At 50.2% G+C, this 17,553-nt stretch carries 8 protein-coding genes and 1 pseudogene; 2 read left to right on the forward strand and 7 right to left on the reverse strand.

Annotated elements, in window-relative coordinates; translation table 11 throughout:
- The 4 genes and pseudogenes from AACZ40_RS11225 to istB all read right to left on the reverse strand — a co-directional run.
- The coding region (locus AACZ40_RS11225; protein WP_339674455.1) for a glucoamylase family protein at positions 1-8,505 on the reverse strand (8,505 nt) is incomplete at its 3' end.
- A 208-nt stretch (positions 8,506-8,713) separates the two neighbouring features.
- On the reverse strand, positions 8,714-9,946 hold the full coding sequence (locus tag AACZ40_RS11230; protein ID WP_291170503.1) for a putative sensor domain DACNV-containing protein: 1,233 nt from the start codon (positions 9,944-9,946) through the stop codon (positions 8,714-8,716).
- A 179-nt stretch (positions 9,947-10,125) separates the two neighbouring features.
- The gene (locus AACZ40_RS11235; RefSeq protein WP_291170501.1) at positions 10,126-10,716 is read right to left on the reverse strand and encodes a cyanophycin synthetase; all 591 of its coding nucleotides are present in this window, start codon (positions 10,714-10,716) and stop codon (positions 10,126-10,128) included.
- A 113-nt stretch (positions 10,717-10,829) separates the two neighbouring features.
- Positions 10,830-11,444 (reverse strand): annotated as a pseudogene (gene istB, locus AACZ40_RS11240) (IS21-like element helper ATPase IstB).
- Between istB and AACZ40_RS11245 the strand changes: the two are divergent.
- Together AACZ40_RS11245 and AACZ40_RS11250 are read left to right on the forward strand one after the other, a co-directional pair.
- Entirely contained in the window at positions 11,387-11,893 is a 507-nt protein-coding gene (locus tag AACZ40_RS11245) for a hypothetical protein (protein ID WP_339674456.1), read from the forward strand. The pseudogene istB and the gene AACZ40_RS11245 overlap by 58 nt on opposite strands.
- A 186-nt stretch (positions 11,894-12,079) precedes the next feature.
- Complete coding sequence (locus tag AACZ40_RS11250) at positions 12,080-13,696, forward strand: hypothetical protein (RefSeq protein WP_339674457.1); 1,617 nt, start codon at positions 12,080-12,082, stop codon at positions 13,694-13,696.
- Between the two features lie 359 nt (positions 13,697-14,055).
- Here AACZ40_RS11250 and AACZ40_RS11255 read toward each other — a convergent pair whose 3' ends face one another.
- Genes AACZ40_RS11255 through AACZ40_RS11265 form a run of 3 tightly spaced genes read right to left on the reverse strand, consistent with a single transcriptional unit; the run spans position 14,056 to position 17,441 of the window.
- Entirely contained in the window at positions 14,056-14,211 is a 156-nt protein-coding gene (locus AACZ40_RS11255) for a hypothetical protein (protein ID WP_339674458.1), read from the reverse strand.
- 7 nt (positions 14,212-14,218) lie between these two features.
- Positions 14,219-17,035: a M56 family metallopeptidase gene (locus AACZ40_RS11260; RefSeq protein ID WP_339674459.1), complete on the reverse strand. Its 2,817-nt coding sequence runs from the start codon at positions 17,033-17,035 to the stop codon at positions 14,219-14,221.
- A gap of 10 nt (positions 17,036-17,045) precedes the next feature.
- The gene (locus tag AACZ40_RS11265; protein WP_002646141.1) at positions 17,046-17,441 is read right to left on the reverse strand and encodes a BlaI/MecI/CopY family transcriptional regulator; all 396 of its coding nucleotides are present in this window, start codon (positions 17,439-17,441) and stop codon (positions 17,046-17,048) included.
- Positions 17,442-17,553 lie beyond the last annotated feature (112 nt).

Genomic DNA, 17,553 nt, shown 5'->3' on the forward strand with positions numbered 1-17,553 from the left:
GATCAGTCGGTACATCCAGCCGGCTGAACCGGTATACCAGGTCCATCCCCCGCGACCAGTGTGTGGCTGGACCCCATAGACATCAGCGGCCACGACATACGGTTCTACACGGTAGGTTGAAATCTCTTCCGGGGTAGAGCCATGCAAAACAGGATTGATGAGTGAGAACAATTCCCAGGCCCGTTTGCTGTCTCCCATCGCGGCGGTTGCCATGACTGTCCAGATTGCACTGTGAGTATATTGACCACCATTTTCACGAACGCCGGGTACGTAACCTTTAATATAACCCGGGTTGAGGTCTGACTTGTCGAAGGGGGGATCGAGTAACTGGATCAGTCGGTCATCGCTTCGCACCAGGCGGCGATTCACGCTTTCCATAGCAACACTGGTTCGATTTTCCGGGCCAGCACCAGAGAGAATCGACCAGCTCTGTGCGATGGCATCGATCTGGCATTCTTCATTCGCAGCTGAGCCTAGAGGCGTGCCATCATCAAAGTAGGCGCGGCGATACCATTCTCCATCCCAGCCATGCTCTTCGATATTCCCGCGGAGTCGTCCTGCTTCCAGTGTGTAGCGATCAGAGAGTGCTTCATCGCCTTGGCTCAATGCCAGCTCGGCAAACTGAGTGAGTACATGAAACAGAAAGAAACCGAGCCAGACGCTCTCCCCGCGTCCTTCTGCGCCAACAAGGTTCATGCCATCATTCCAGTCGCCACAGCCCATCAATGGGAGGCCATGCTCACCAAACCGCAGTCCGTTATCGATGGCGCGAATACCATGTTCAAAGAGTGTGCCAACTTCATCTGAGATTTGCGGCAAATCGTAATTGGATTCTTCATCATCATGCAGCGGGCGTGATGTCAGGAAAGGCACACTTTCGTCGAGGATGCCTGTGTCTCCGGTGATTCCGACATAACGGCAGATCGCGAGAGGCAGCCACAGATAATCATCGGAGAAATGAGTTCGAACACCTCGTCCGACCGGGGGATGCCACCAGTGTTGTACATCTCCTTCGCGAAACTGATGCGCTGCGGCGCGGAGCAGGTGCTCTCGTAGAATCTGCGGCTGTGCATAGACCAGAGCCATGGCATCCTGCAGTTGATCGCGGAAGCCAAAGGCGCCACCCGACTGATAAAATCCGGAGCGAGCCCACATGCGGCAGGCCAGAGTCTGATAGAGGAGCCAGCCATTCGCCAGATAATTAACCGAAGCATCAGGAGTTTCCAGATGAATGACTCCCAGAGTTCGACTCCAGTAATCCCAGACGCCTTCAATCGCGCGATGCGCACTTTCAACCGTGCGATACTGTTGTGCCAGCGCTTTCGCTTCTGCAACTCCGCCAGCAGCGCCACTGGTGAAACTGATAATTCGCTCCTGTCCGTCTGCTAACTGTACTGGAACCTGAATCGCCGCGCAGGGATCATAGCCTGCGCCGACGCGACCGGAGAGTCGCTTACGTCGCAAGGCGGACGGATTGTCAAATTTGCCATTACGTCCAATAAACTCAGTACGGTCACCCGTAATCGAACGGTTGGTTTCACTGCAATTGAAAAAGGCGACACGGTTCCCAAACTCGGGACTATAAACGTTACGTGCCAGGATGGCATCACTCGCGGGATCGATTTCCGTTACGATGTGCATTGCAGATTTGCTGCGCGAATCGCCCAGGACCAGTTCCCAGTAACCGGAGACGGACAGTTCCCGCGAACGTCCCGAGCGGTTTGTGATTTTCAGTTTACAGAATTTGACCGGCGCATCGGTCGCCACGTAGACACTCAGTTCCGTTGTCAGACCGTCTTCGGTGTAATCAAAAATACTATAGCCGAACCCATGTCTGATAATGTATGTATTTTGTCCCCGCTTCGGTTGTGGAGAGGGAGACCAGAACAGACCGGTCTCTTCATCCCGAATATAAATTGCTTCACCGCTGATATCGGAGACAGGATCATTATGCCACGGGGTCAGTCGGAATTCATGGCTGTTTTCCGCCCAGGTGTAAGCGCTGCCTCCTTCCGAAACAACGGTACCAAGCTGCGCATTGGCAATCACATTGACCCAGGGCGCAGGTGTTGTCTGACCTGCAGCCAGAATGGTGATGTATTCGTGGCCATCCTGACTGAAGCCCCCCAGTCCGTTAAAAAATGCCAGGTCATAGTGGGGATGATCATTTGAGACAGGCTGCGTCTTCAGAACACGACTCGGAATCAGATAGGGAACTGCAACATCCGTTCGCCCGAATCGCTCCGCCTGTTCCTGTAATGTTCCTGCATCATCTAATAAGACAATTCGTGCTACAGTCTGCAATAAGATACGGTCTTCTTCTGATATCTGTTCGCCACGACGTATGAAGATACCGCCGGGTCTGTCGATGAGTACAGCTTCCGAGCTTGCGGCAACCAGGTCAGCGATCTCATCCTGCAATGACTGTCGATACACTGAATCGTCTTCGTTCCAGATGACCAGATCGACGGCAAGTCCTTTCAAACGCCAGTAGGCATGTGCCTGTACCGCCTGCTTTACGAGCCCGATTCGTTTATGGTCGCGAATTCGAACCAGCACGATGGGCAGGTCCCCTGAGATTCCGTATCCCCACAACCCCGATTGTCCCTGTCGATTGAGATTGAGAATACTTGTTTTGGCACGCCTGAGAGATGATGCATAAATGATTGAACTGGCCAGTCGGCCATAAATCTGCGCATCCATTTCAGAAGCGCTTAATTGCTGCAACAGAATATGACCGTGGGTCCAGGCAAGATCAAACACACGATCGGCCAGACTGTGATCGCTGTATTTTTCAGACAACGCTTCGACGCCAGCCCGTGTCTCCGAGACTCCCGTGACGATATCAATACTAACCGCTTCGTTAGGGAGTAACAGTACCGTCTGGCGAATACTGACCACAGGATCGAGTACCGGTCCGGCAGAGTTGGAAAGTGGAGCAATTTTATCGAAAACAATTGGCGCTGCCAGCGTACGCTGGCGGCCGATGAACTGCATACGGTCTGTCTCATAAGAGGGTGTTCCAATTGTGACTCCTCTGACGGTCATCATGTGTGTCATCCATGGCGGATGTTCTTCGGCAGAGCGGGGACGCCGGGTGCAGTAAATCGCCTTGTGATGGGGGACCAGTTCCGTTTGTACAAACAGATTGCTGAAGGCGGGATGTGCCTCATCCTGGGGTTGAACTGCTAACACGACTTCAGCATAACTGGTCACTTCAATCCTGCGCGATGACTCGGATCGATTCGTGAGTGTCACGCGCCGCAGTTCGATGTCGTCTTCCGGTGAGACACTGATTTGAGTATACGTTTCAATGCCCGTATCTGAGCGGCGGAACTCGGCCCGCGCCTGGGTGAAGATCGCTTCATAGCCTTTGGTGAGACTGGTGGTCGGCTGCCAGGAATTCGACCACATGACTTTGCTGTCAACGTCGCGCAGATAACAGAAGCTGCCATAATTATCTCGAGTGGCATCTTCACGCCAGCGCGTGACTGCCAGATTATGCCATCTGCTGTAGCCGCCTCCGGCACTGGATACCACAACGTGATATCTGCCGTTAGAGAGCAGGTGGGCTTCCACTACGGGACTGTCAGGATTAGTAATCACACGCATGCTTCCCGTTTCTTCTGGAGATGCAAGGTGAGTTGCCCGTGTTTCGCTTTCATGAGGGAGAACCGGCGCTATTGCCCTGGGAACCCGTTCCTGTAAGAGCAGTTCCGCTGCCCGCAGCATGGGGTCAGCGAGAAAGCGGCGCTGCATCGGTTTATCAAGCAGTACATATGCCAGAGAGAGCAGGCTCATCCCTTCATGGTGAGCCATGAACTGTTTCACCGTTACACTTTCAGCGCCAGGTGGTAATCGTGAAGGTGTGTAGTCGACTGCTTCATAGAAGCCACAGGCCCCCAGTTGACCATCTGCAGCCAGGTGCTGGAGATTCTCACAGGCAGCCTGCGGTTCGACCATTAACGCCAGCACACTTGCATACGGAGCAATGACCAGGTCTTCCGCCAGTCCCCGTTTCAGTCCCAGGCCGGGGACTCCAAATGCTCGATACTGATATGTCCGGTGTTGGTCTATCGTATTGTAACCGGATTCAGAAATCCCCCAGGGAACTCGATATTGCCGTCCGTATTCGATTTGTCTTCGCACGGCTGCGTGATAAGTACGATCGAGCAGCGTATTCTCGTAATTGGGCATTACCAGCAGTGGCATCAAATATTCAAACATGGAGCCACTCCAGCTTAACAATGCCGGCAGGCTTCCCGCGCTGGTCAGCAGACGTCCCAATGCAAACCAGTGCTCCTGGCCGAATTGCCCCTGCGCAATGACGATATAACTGGCCAGTCGTGCTTCTGAGGCGAGCAGGTCATAGTAACCAGGATCAAGTCGCCGCTCGCTGACGTTATAGCCAATTGCAAATAAGTCTCGGGATGAATCATACAATAATCCGAAATCCATATCTGCTAATTCGCGACATTGTAAAGCCAGTTCCTCAAACGCCCTGATTCTGGCACTTGCACGTTCAGCGGCAATACCTGTTGAGGCACCTAACTGCACCAGCCAATCACAGGTTTCACTATTTGCGACCTGTTTTGCCTCCTGGATCAGCGGCAGCAAGGTTGTTTGCAGCTTTGCGACATCTCGCAACCCTGTAGCGTTATCTAACTGTTTGAGGGCGACTGCCAGCTGTTTCAATTCCGTACTCTGATGATCGGAGTGAACGTCTTCCCAAACATCGGGAGATTTGGGGAGAGTGAGCCAGACTGCCAGGTGCAGCAGGTCGGCCCGATGTTCCTGACAGGATCGCTCATAAGCGAGTACCCACCACATGAGTTCCGGATTCGAGTCTGCTAATGTAATGAGCTCAGCTGCTTCTACTGTCATTTGTGCCAGCAGAACATTCGCAGCCTGCAGCGAATCAGGAGCGCGATTCAGCACTTCGATCTGTCGTTCAATTCTGCGACGAAAGTCAGCGTCTATCGACTTTCCGTCAAAATTCAGAATCACATCCAGCAGAACCCGCAGCGTATCACGCAGGCCTGCAAACATGCGTTCGGGCATCAGGTTCGCTTCGCTCAGTTCTCGAAAGCCGCTACTGAGAACCAGTAGATCTGCAGCTAAATTCCCGCTGTCAACCAGGGAAACATATCGGGGGTGCAATGGTTGAAGTGTGCGCGTGTCGTACCAGTTGAAGAAATGTCCTCGATGACGTTCCATCCTGTCCAGTGTCTTAAAGGTCTTTCGAGTTCGATTGAGGAGCTGAGAGGCAGAGCAGTAGCCGAAATCGTAAGCCGCCAGATCGGAGAGCAGTGCCATACCAATATTGGTGGGGCTCGTCCGTGTCGCTATCTCCAGGTTGGGATTCTGCTGAATATTGTCTGGTGGCAGCCAGTTCTCTTCTTCCGTGACATACTCTTCGAAGTACCGCCAGGTTTTTCTTGATAGCTTTTCCAGAAAATGATGTTCTAATTCGGAGAACTGTATTCCACGTCTGGTAATCGGCCGGCTGAGCCACCAGGCTATGATTGGTGATACAAACCAGATCACAAGCCAGGGCAGTGCCCAGAAGAAAATCTCTGGTTCACTGTAATAGAGTAGTAACGCCAGAAAGATGGCTGACGCGGGAGCGATCATCATCTGGTAAATGGTACCAATCAAGTTACCATCATTTCCCCGTTCCGAATCGCTGGCTGTTTTCCATTCGAGGAGTCGTCGCTTTGTCCAGAATACACGGACCAGTGTGCGGATAATCGCGTCGCAGCAGATATATGCTTCATAAGGTAAAAATACCAATGACAGGAAGTTCTGCGCCAGCGGTCGTCCCGTTGCCTGCAGTTTCTCGCGTACATGCAGGCGCGAAGGTAAATCGACCGGCTTCTGAAGCAAACTGGTCAGTGTATCCAGAATTGTGGGCAGAAATACAATACAGGCTAAGAACAGCAATGACTCTGCAGCCAGTTCAGGCATCAAGTACCAGGAGAGGAGCAGTATACTCAGCATGGCAAGCGAAATCAGACTGCGACGCAGGTTGTCAAAGATCTTCCACCAGGAAAGGGCAGAGATCGGATTCCGCACCGACCTGCCAGCACGATTTCGGACCCAGGGAAACAACCAGCCAACGATCTGCCAGTCTCCCCGAATCCAGCGATGTCGGCGTCCGATATCTGCCAGGTAACGCGATGGATATTCTTCGTACAGAGTCACGTCACTGACCAGGGCGGAGCGACAATAGGCTCCTTCAATCAGGTCATGACTCAGAATCGTATTTTCAGGAAAGTTATTGCAGGACATTTCAAAGGAATCGACATCATAAATTCCTTTGCCGATAAATGATCCCTCGCCGAATAAATCCTGGTATACATCTGAAACAACCCGCGTGTAAGGATCGATTCCGGGGTCGCCTGCATACAACTGCACGAAGTGTGATTGCTGTGCACTATTCAGGCTGACCGCGACACGCGGTTGAAGGATCGTGTGTCCTTCGACGACGCGCGATTTACGTGCGTCAAAAACAGGATGATTCAAACGATGTGCCAGTGTGCCTACCATCAATCGGGCTGCATCCCGCGGTAATTGGGTATCAGTATCGAGTGTGATGACATACTTCACTGATTGTAGAATTTCGATTTCGCCGACCATTTCAGTAAACAGGCCTTGTTTACCGCGCAGTGTCGCATTCAGGTCTGCCAGTTTACCGCGTTTGCGTTCGTGCCCCATCCAGACTCCTTCTTGCGCATTCCATTCGCGAGAACGGTGAAAGAGATAGAATATATTAGAGCGATCAGACGCATATGTCTGATTCAGGAGTTGAATGCCGTCACGTATCAGACTCACGAGCTGCGCATCAGCTGGTAACACCTCAGCATCGGCATCCACCAGGTCGGTGACCAGGGCAAAATGCAAGCTGGGATCACGATTGGCGAGATACCGTACTTCCATTCCCTCCAATAAATGTTCAATACCAGCGGCGCTTGTCAGCATTGTGGGTACTGCCACCAGGGTGCGGTGCTCAGGCGGAATTCCCTGTTCATAATCCATCCGTGGCAGCGATTGCGGTCGAAACAGTTGCATCGAAAACCAGTTGACAATCCCCATTCCCAAATGCGAGGCACAAATCAGAACCGGGATCACAAGCAGGGCGAGCCCCAGCCAGTTCACACTGGAATAGTGGGCCGCAGCGAAGAAGAGTATCGTCGCAGCAAGTATGAAGAACGTCATGCTGGACAGGTAACAGATCAGGGGAACCCGCCGGCGTAACTTGTCCAGCATGACGGCAGGGGTCAGCCGCATTTCGACCAGACACTCTAATACCGGACGTCCATGGTCGATCAGATAATAACCTACATGAGCGGCACGGTCTTCTGGATTATCACTCGCATGATTTTCGGCCAGTTGAACCGCTTTGAGGGCGACATCATACTCAGTGAATTTGCTACGTCGGGCAATGCCTTCAACAGCTCGTCGATAACGATTTCGTGTCGCAAAATCCATCTGTGCATAGATGTGTGAAGGGTCTCCCGTCAGTGTTCGTTCTACCAGACTGTGCTTTTCAATAAAAAGGCGCCAGTCGTTGGAATTCAAAAAACGCAGGCTGTTGATACTGTTTCCTATCGAAACCTGATCGACGGCCTGGGCCTGGCCTTCCGTGTGCACCACTTGTTCGATCGTTAATACCTGGTCAGCCAGGCGATGTTCGAGCCAGCTGTTTGCAAAAGCAAAGTTGGGATTCTGGCCTTGGAGATGGCGGGTCAGCTCGGCCAGAAATGCACCTGAGAGATTAGGGTTGGTACGAGCCATATCTGCCAGAACTAGAATCAGGTCTGTCGGTTTCTGCTCGACCACCTTTACCATGCGATCTGCCCAGTCGTTTGCCAGGTCACGGTCGCGCCGTGCAGCAGCAATTCTCACTGCAACCCGGCGCAGATTTTCGATCAGGGCCAGTCGCAACATTAATGGTAATGCCCATAATTCGCCGAGTTTCAACGTCTGGACTGACTCATAAGAGGCAATGAAGCTGTCCAGGCTGTGGGCATCAATCCGACCATCAACGTGAGCGATCAGTTCGAGTGCGATGTCATAAACGCGCGGATAACTGACAGCGGGGCCATTTGCCAGACGTGGCAGTTCCCGGCTGTAAGAGGGTGGTAACAGACGCCGGATGGCACGAATCTGCTCTTCTACCAGATAGAAGTTGTCCAGCAGCCATTCTGCCGCTGGTTCGATCCGGCGATTCAGATCTTCTGCGGCTGCCACCAGATCGTACGTTTCATTTAAGATACGCTGGTTTTCATCGAGCCGTGGTAACAGCTCATCTCGTGCCTGGCCTGATGCCAGTTTATGGGACGCAGCGATGATCTTTGCGTGTCGTTCGAGCTGATCAATACTAAAGAGTTCTGCGCGAAGTGGCGCTTCATCAATGGGCCTGATAAGCGAAGGTTCCTGATGGCGAAACTGTTGGAAAGAAATCAGTCGGTACAGTTTCTGCCAGATACCGGGAACATGCATTAAGCCTCCTAAAGCCCAACTCCATCTCCTGGAGAAAGGGGTGTTGGCTCAATTATAGGACGCCTCAAGGTAATTAGCAATCAGGTGTAATTTCTTCCTGTGCAGGTTTCTCTGGCAACTGGGTGTATCTCTTTCGTTAATTGCATCCACACTTTCTGCAGCGACATTCTGTCGGATTTCATGAGTCACTTGTTGGAGGAACTCGGATCTAATTAAGAATACCATCCCAGAAATAGAGCTGCCCATGCTCTGCTTTTACCGCTTTGACTTCTCCATCCTGCGACACGATCAGTCCGATCGCCCCTTCCGATTTATGACAGAATGAAAAGACAGACTGATGCCGCAATCCCCATTGATCGCATAGATATTTACGGCCGGAAGAAGCATCTTCTACTTGCGAACCTGGCGGCAGTAAAACGGGAAACCGTACTCCAAACCCCTGGATTCGCAGGTGTTCATCCAGCAGGACGGCACCATCGACGGCCGCCAGCAGACTGATCTGACTGATCCCGCGAATTAACTGCTGACTTCCCCGGCGGAGGTCAAGTTCTGCCTGTCTCTTTTCTGACTCGGCTGATGGATCTGGATTTTCATTCGCCTGACGTAACCCATCATCGAGAATTTTATACGTCACAATTTTCTCAAACAGTCCCGAATGATCAGAAACGGTATATGTAATATGGGCATGTTGTTTTTGAACTGGCAGCGGAGTGATCACAATGCTCCCCCCGTGTCTTCTTAAGTTGATACGCTCCAGTATGGCGAGAAGGGAGGTTGTATAGATATTTAACAGGGAATGTATTTCCTCTTCTTCAAGCGAACTTTTTACCAGATTTCGGTAGAGACCTGAGGAGACGAGCCCTGCGATCACCTGACGAAAGAAAATTCCCAATGGATTTGTGCCGGTCTGGAACAGATTCTCCTGGGGAAAAATCACGCGGCCATCCCGCAAACGGACCAGGCCAGATCGTCCCTGGGAGACCATCAGGGTTCCGGGACCTTCAATGGTGATCATCAGGCAGTCGGGAGGAAAGTCTTCCGGTTGCATGGGAGTTGCGGGAGGATCGCCGGCAGAATGTTGTACCCAGGCATGGCCATGTTCAAAGAAGCCCCAGATGGATAACCATTCTTCCCGCTGGTAACAACCAATGACGGTCTGGCGGTGTTGCGTCACAGGAGACAGTCGGACCAGTTCGGTATCGGTCAATACTACAGGTTCTGTGAGTTGCAAAGCCTCTTTCGGAATTGCTTCTAAAGAAGCATATGCCACAACACAATGAACTAATCGCTGTTCGCTGGTGCGAAATGAAGCGTGGTAGCAGGTATCCAGTAAACGTCGAAGTATCTGATCTTGAGGCAACTCAAACTTTGGATCAGAAACATTCTGCCAGCGTGTTTTAATTACTTCCAGCAAATCTTTTGGAAAAGCATATTCAATCATGAAACCTCTCTCTGGACCTGCTTGACCGTCAGTATCACACCAGTTATCTGTCCCTGTCTGTTAAAGCCGTTTCAGGATATACCAGCTTATCTTCACTTGGGAATTTTGAGCGATTCACTTTGAACAGAAAGCTTCCCCTCCGATCGAGGAAGATTGTTCTTAAAGTGCTCCATGACATGCTACAGCATCGGTGCCACTTCATCAACTTGAACCATGATGAGATCTCCGGGGTGCACTATGGAAAATGCACAGTCGATGGCCTGGAGTGGATCGATGATGAACTCAGTCTCCATTTCGGAAAAGCCGGTTTTTAGCGCGCCAGACTTGACCAGTTCAGGTGTTTCTCCCAAAACCCGATTTCGGGGATCGATGTCCGCCAGAATGATGTGATCGTAAACAGAAGCTAATGCAGCGCCAAATTCCCTGATGTTGTCATCTGTTCGATTCCCTGTACCATGCGCAATTACGATTTTGCGACCATTGCTGATTTGCGGTAACGCAACGCCGAGGGCATTAATCGCTGGCACATTATGCCCGTAGTCGAGAATGACCTTGAACGTCACAAAGTCAATGAGGTTCATTCTGCCCGGATTCTGAGTGGCACTCGGGTGGAAAGTACTGATTCCATTTCGAATCGTATCGACGGCCATTCCTAAACCATGCAGTGCTGCTAAAGCCGCCAGGACATTTGCCGTATTAAACGTGACGATTCCACGCAGTGTTATGGGAGCATCAAGAATCGAAAGTACCCGGACCGGCGGTGTAAACAACTGTCAGAAAACGTAGCGCCTGCCGGGGAGTGGCAAATTGGTATAAAACGTAGCGCTGTCTGTGTTGGATTCGTCCGGAAGTGGCGATTTGGGAACGAATGCGTGGTCTTTTGTTATTTCGTCAGTAGCGGTTGCTTGCTTGAGTTTTTTGTGTGCCGCCGTTTGGCATCCTGTAACCGGTAACTTTCTCCGGTCGTCTCCAGGATATGGCAGCGATGGGTGAGCCGGTCGAGTGTGGCTCCCGTCAGTCGTTCGCTGCCAAGTACCTCGGCCCAGTTTTCAAAGGGCAGATTGGTCGTCACGATCAGGCTGAAACGTTCATAGGCCGTGCTGATCACGTCGAACAGCAGTTCAGAGCCAGGTTTACTGGCGGGGACATAACCCAGTTCATCCAGGATCAGCAGATCGAGTTTCGCGATCTGCTTTTTCAGGCGGGTTAACTCGCGCTGTTCACGGGCTTCCATTAACTAGGTAATCAGTTCAGTGACCTGATAAAAGCGGACTTGTTTTCCCTGACCACAGGCGGCAATTCCCAGAGCCACTGCCAGATGTGTTTTGCCAGTGCTGGAATTGCCCACCAGCAGGATATTCTCTCGCTGCTCGATAAACTCACCTCGCATCAGTTCATTGACCAGCAGTTTGTCGAGAGCAGGCTGTGCCTGGAAATCGAATGTTTCCAGGGTCTTATACGTCGGGAACTTCGCTGCCTTCAGACGTCGTTCCGGAATTTGCCAGTTTTCTGGAAGAAGTCCCCGAAGATCAGAGAACGGGACCGGTTTTCAATCCCCGGGCGATCAAGTGTTACCAGGAACGCATGACCGCGGCTGCTGTCTCGAAGAAAATTGCCGATATCGGCGAGGATGCCAATATCGTTGTTGGTGATACAGGCAACATCGATAAAAAGACAGGCAAGCGCAAACCGCGGTTTGCGTCTGCTCATGACCTGCGTCGCTCGTTTGGTGAGCGTTGGGCGATGAAAGTAATGCCCCAGCCCCTGATGCGTCACGAAAGTATGGAGACGACCCTTAAATTTTATGCAGGTCTTAATGGGGAAAAGATTGCAGAAGCAGTCTGGAATGCCGATCAGTCAGCCTATGTGTACAATCCTGTGATCAGTTCGCAGAATGAAGAAAATCCGGATCTTGAAGAAGAACGTAAAACATTACATTCCAGATAGTTAAAAGCACGCCCGGGTGGATTCGAACCACCGACCTACGGATTAGAAGACCAGATACATTGCTGTTTTCTAACTATAATACAGCACCTATTGTATCCTTTCTACCAGATACTTGGTACAAAAGGATACAATAATAAGGATACACAAATCCTCAGTAGTCCACTTCAATCAGTAGGGTTTGATCTCATGACAAAAACAATATCAAAAAATTGGGCAAATCGACAAAAAGCAAAAGGCATCAAACTAGAATTACAAGCTTATCCAGCAAGGGGTTGTTGGAAAAAACGACACAATCACAAAATATACTATTTCAAACATCCAATCACAAAAGATGGATATGAAGCAGCACTTTTGGAATGGTTGAAACACAAAGCTGAATTGAACTTTGAAAAGCCCTATATGGCTTTAATCAAACATTACCTAGACCTCTTCAAACCAGTTCAAAATCATTTTGATCAAACACGAGAACAAACCACCAAAGAACAAAAGATTGCAACGCAGATTGACCAGTTTGTGAACTGGCTGGAAGAAGCCTTTGTTGATCCTGAAACATTTATTCCAGAAGTGGATTCTTCAACATCATCTTTCTCCAAAAAAGAAATTGAATATTTTGGTATTGTAAAATCTGATGATAGTCCTCAAGAACTCAGTTTTACCAGAGCTTGCATGAAGGTATTGAGTAACAAACCTGAATTTTCAGATAGCTTTGCATGTCGTTTTTTTGGCAAAGATCATTTTGGCACTTTGACTTTTGAGCTTTCTGAACATTGGAAAGAAAAAACAGAATTTGCACAAACATCAGGTATCAAAATACCACAATCATTGGGCTATTGGGCAGATGATTATCTGAAAGCAAAAGCAAGTCAAGCTCTAGCTGGTCAAATTGAAATCAGCACTTATACAGATGCAATTGAAAGACTTGGAAAATTCAGAAATTTCTTTGGGGATAAAACGCCAATCACTAAAATTGATTCTGAGGCAGTCAAAAAGTATTACTATTTTTTGCTGAATTCAGAATATGCAAACAAAAGATTATACTTCCAATATTTCAAAACCTTTATCCTTTATATTGTCAATGAAGAAGCATGTAATCTTGAGCACATTCCAAATGCACTTGCTAGTAAGATTTTGGTCTTCCGCCAAGTGAGCAAAGCAAAAAGCGATATGGCGAAAAAGAAACATGAAAAACTTTGGACAAAAAAAGACATTCAAAGAGTCATAGCCAAAGATTCAAAAGTTCCTCAAAGGTTTCAATGTTGGATTTTGTTGATGTTAAATTGTGGAATGACACAATCTGACTTGAATGATTTGAAACGAGATGAAATTGATTTAGTAAAAGGCAGAATTGTAAGGATCAGAAAGAAAGCTGAAAAGTATCAAAACCCCCCAGTTGTAAATTACAAGCTCTGGGATGTGACTCTTAAACTTTTGAAAAAAGAAATGGCACTTTGCACTGATGAAGTTTTTGCACTTCAGGCGATGAATAATGCAAGGATCGTCACTGAAACAATTCAGGTAGATGCCACAGGCATTGTTAAAACAACAAAAGCAGATAATGCTTCAAGGAATTGGGGAAGAAATAGAGCCACTTATGGTTTCAAAGATCTGCAATTGAAGTTTGTTAAAAAAGCAGGCGTCACTGCTCTTGCAGAAAATATTCAATACATTCCATTGAAGCCAATTTATTTAGGACAAACCCACAGAACCATTGCTGACAAACATTATGATTCAAAAGGGGGTAGGGCTTACAAACCACTTGATCAAGCCATTGCCTATATTGGCAAGCAGTTTGGTTTAAAGTAAAACACAAAACGAAGCAGGCATTTCAGGATGCCCCTGGTGAATTGAATTCACTAAGCAGCCTTGCTGCAGCATACGCTGAAAACGGTGAATTCAATGAAGCGATCAAGTGGTTACGAAATGCGGAGAAAAGGGCCCCTACAAATTACATTGAAATCCGCAAGGCGATGTTGAACGCATTTCAATCCAACAAGCCTTATCGACAGGAACTAAAAAAGTAATCAGTGACGCCACCAGTCTTTAAACCATATGATGATACTTATTGTGTTTTTTGCGGTGTGTTCAGCATCCTGCTTTGCTGTGCCTACGGAAAAAACCGCAGAAACTCAAACGCTGATAACAGCAGCACCCTGGTTGGCGGATTATTGAATCACAAGCACCTTATCGATCTGCTCACTGATAATATATTCCATGATCCGCAGGCTTTGCCGAATCGCTTCGTCTTCAGGGAGCTTTTCCATCTCGTCCAGGGAAATCGAAAGTTTACGAGCGGTATATTGAAAATAATCCTCCGCCATTATCGAGTCATATATTTCCGGGCTGAAGACGACGCGTCCCTTGCGGCTCAATAAAAAAGGTCGGGGCAACATGAATGCCATGGTATTTCTGGTTGGTGGCGCCTCCCTCTGCCTGCCGCTGGTCAATTGCGGCCAGTGTTTTAAATCCGCGATTTTGATGAAACTCACGGATCTTTACTTTGGAAGTACCAGGCGGATAGATTTCCAGGAAGATGATCTCTTTGTCCGCGTACTTCTGATGCAGCCTGAGCAGCATTTTTTTGATTTCACCGACGTACTTTTCCATTTCGGGGGACATCCCTGAAAAATCGTAATTCAATACATCCTCGAGAAAGAGCAGCACTACGACCTTGCCCTCGAAGTCTTTCAGTTGATGAGTGTTTCCGTCCAGCCATTCTGTCACCTGCAGGGGAGGGGCCTGCGAGAAAAGATGCACCATCTCTGGAGGCTCTGGGTCTTCAGGCAGCGGCTGCTCTGTCCCGGTTGTGTATGTCCGACCGTCGATCTTGTTGTCATACACAGTCTCCTCTGGAAACCGCAGTGCCAGTGTCTCAGGGCCGATTTGCTGATGCGGATGGATGTCGAGGACATCCCAGGTGGTACTCCGCCCGGGGACCGTGGGGACGGCTGGCAGGTTCTCCAGGTTCTTCGTGAAGATCTTGATCTCGTTCGTTTGGGAAGATTGCTCCTGTTTTTTCGGAGTGCCGGTCGTGTATTCCTGAAACCGGATGCGTGTCGGGTAAAAACTACCATCAACCTGTTTGACCTGCAGCACCTCTGCATGCTGGCTCAAACCCCAGGCAAGCTGGTTCTCCTGGTCGACATACCCCCATTCGATCCTTAAGGGGAGATAACCTTGTGCAGGATCGACCCAGGCGCGTGTCCGCCAGCGTTTCTCCGGACTCTGCTCATGCGGCTTGTTCAGGTACTCCACAAGGATCAACGCTTTTCCATCCCGGTTTTCTCGCCCTACAACCCGGTATCGATGCGGCGGCTTTGTCAGGCAGGCATCCAGACTGTATTCAGACAACTCTTCTGCCCAGTGATACTGTTTGAGTCCCAGCGGTGCGGTCGTCTTCAGGTTATGGATCTGCTTCAGATCGTTTCCGATTTCACCTTGTGGAATTTGGTGGTTTTTCTTTCTACCGTACCACCGTCTCAGGGGAGGCTGGTTCTGATTGGACCACGAGATCAGCTCGATCGCGTCATAATGCTGATTTAAGTTCTCCGCTGGCCAGACCGGTCCCTGCTCTAAAGTGGTATTCTTCTGTTGTAACTGATAAGGCCGTCGTTGATGAAACGATCGACCATCTGTCCAGAAGTAACGTTGATCTACCACTGTTTCACTCAACCGCTTCTGTACTACTTCCGGGGTTAATTGACTATCCAGGAACATTTCCTGTGAAGAGTATGAGTAGGTAACCCTCATCTGGTACTCGTCCTCGCTCATGATCTTTCCATCGATCTTGATCTCACTTCGGTCGGCTTTCTGAATATTTCTGAGTGCTTCCAGAATCAGTCTGTCCCGGGTGATGCAGTTCATGTTCTCCTGTGCCATGATCCGGTACGTCATCCCCAGCGGGAGCAGACGCTGGAGGTTGTTCCGGTAACCGCCCAGAATCTCTTCCACGCTCGGCAGCTGGTTCGGTTTCTCTGCGACCTTTGTTTCCGCCTGTGAAGTGCCGGGTAGGGGGGCCAGCGACAATAATAACAAGGCCACTGTTACCAGCAGGAATTTTCCCCGCCGCGAAATCCGGTGCTTCAAGGAATCACACATGATCGACGTCAGCCGCTGTTCCAGCATCCGCTGGGTTCCCATACCGGTCGCAGCGGGGATGCGTTGTGCCTCTGATACAAAGCCCGTCGCTTTGACGAGGACTTCTGCATAAGCACGCCGTTTGTCGGGAACTGCCTGGATGACCCAGGCATCACAACAGGTTTCTTCAATCACCCGAATTTCCCGGCGGACCCACCACACGACCGGGTACCACCAGTAGAGTCCCGTTGTCAGGAGTTCGAGCAACCGCACCCAGTGATCGCCGCGGCGGTAATGTGCCAGCTCGTGCAGCAGCAGCGTTTCGACTTCAGCGTCGTTCAGTTCCTGCAGGAGTTGTGCCGGCAGGATAATTCGTGCCCGGCTGAAGCCGGCCCAGAGCAGGGGAGAGATCGCGCCTGAGATCAGGTCGACCTGGGGTACCGATTTCAATCCGATCTGTGTTCCCAGTGTTCGAGCTCGTTGCTGCAGTTCTGCAGGCGCGGGTTGAGCCTGTTTCAGCAGTCGCTGAAAACAGATGATTCGCACTGCACCCACGAAAAAACATACCATGGTTCCCGTTCCCCAGATCAGGAGTAACAGGGAGGACCATGTCCACTCCAGTCCAGCGAAATACGAAGTCAGTCGTGCCGACCAGGCTGGTTCAGTGAATGATTCCACCATCGGGGACGGTTGTTTGGTCATACCAGGGGATGGGATGTCCTCTGATGTAGGATCTGCAGCTGTCGTCGTCTTTCGCAAGCCCTTTCGCAGAGCAGCAAAGGACGACAGCCCCGATTTGGCAGCAGCCTGACTCTCAGGCGTCGATTCTGTTTCTGCTCCTTGGGGAGACGCTATTGCGGGATGATTAGGTGCAGTCTTCGTTTTCGCCGTTAGCAGGTCGATTCGCGGATACCAGACAGCCGGGGTGATTAACTTGATCAACACCAGCAACAGCAGCAGATGCAACACCGCCGGGTTTTTCATCCAGCGGCGGACTAGCAGTACCATCACAAACAGACAGCCGGCGATCATCGCATTGCTGATCAGAAGTTTCCAGAGCAGATCCATTGCCATCTCCTTATGGTTTTTGGTGTTGTTTAGCCAGATCTTCGATCAAATCCATCAGCACTTTCTGCTGTTTCCGGTTCAGATCATTGTGCTGCGCCAGTTGCGTCAGCAGAGGCGTCAGGGAACCTTCACACAGAGCCTCCGCCACTTCCTGCAGGCGTCGCCCCACCAGTTCGTCACGATCCATACTCGCTTCGTAGATAAAAGCAATGCCAGCTGGTTCGCGGCTCACATAGCCTTTAGTAACGAGCCGTTCCAGCAGCTTTTTAACGGTGGAATAATAGGCGTCGGTTCGCTCGGGTTCAAGGATTTCAGTTATCGCGCGAATTGTTGCTGGCCCCTGCTGCCAGAGTACCTGCAATACACTCAGTTCCGCTTCCGTGACATCACGCGGCGTCTTGACCATCGCTATCGCATCCTTTCCATAAACCTGGGACGTTATGTCGCAGGCAAGGGTAGGACAAACCGTCCCATGTGTCAAGCTGATGTTGGAAAAAAGGAACGGGCAGGAATTTTCA

The organism is uncultured Gimesia sp., assembly GCF_963972345.1.
GTDB lineage: Bacteria > Planctomycetota > Planctomycetia > Planctomycetales > Planctomycetaceae > Gimesia.

Coding starts and splice junctions, on each gene's coding strand:
- AACZ40_RS11255 (WP_339674458.1), bottom strand. CDS start 14,211: ATGGCGGAGGATTATTTTCAATATACCGCTCGTAAACTTTCGATTTCC.
- AACZ40_RS11250 (WP_339674457.1), top strand. CDS start 12,080: ATGACAAAAACAATATCAAAAAATTGGGCAAATCGACAAAAAGCAAAA.
- AACZ40_RS11260 (WP_339674459.1), bottom strand. CDS start 17,035: ATGGATCTGCTCTGGAAACTTCTGATCAGCAATGCGATGATCGCCGGC.
- AACZ40_RS11265 (WP_002646141.1), bottom strand. CDS start 17,441: ATGGTCAAGACGCCGCGTGATGTCACGGAAGCGGAACTGAGTGTATTG.
- AACZ40_RS11230 (WP_291170503.1), bottom strand. CDS start 9,946: ATGATTGAATATGCTTTTCCAAAAGATTTGCTGGAAGTAATTAAAACA.
- AACZ40_RS11245 (WP_339674456.1), top strand. CDS start 11,387: ATGTTTCCAGGGTCTTATACGTCGGGAACTTCGCTGCCTTCAGACGTC.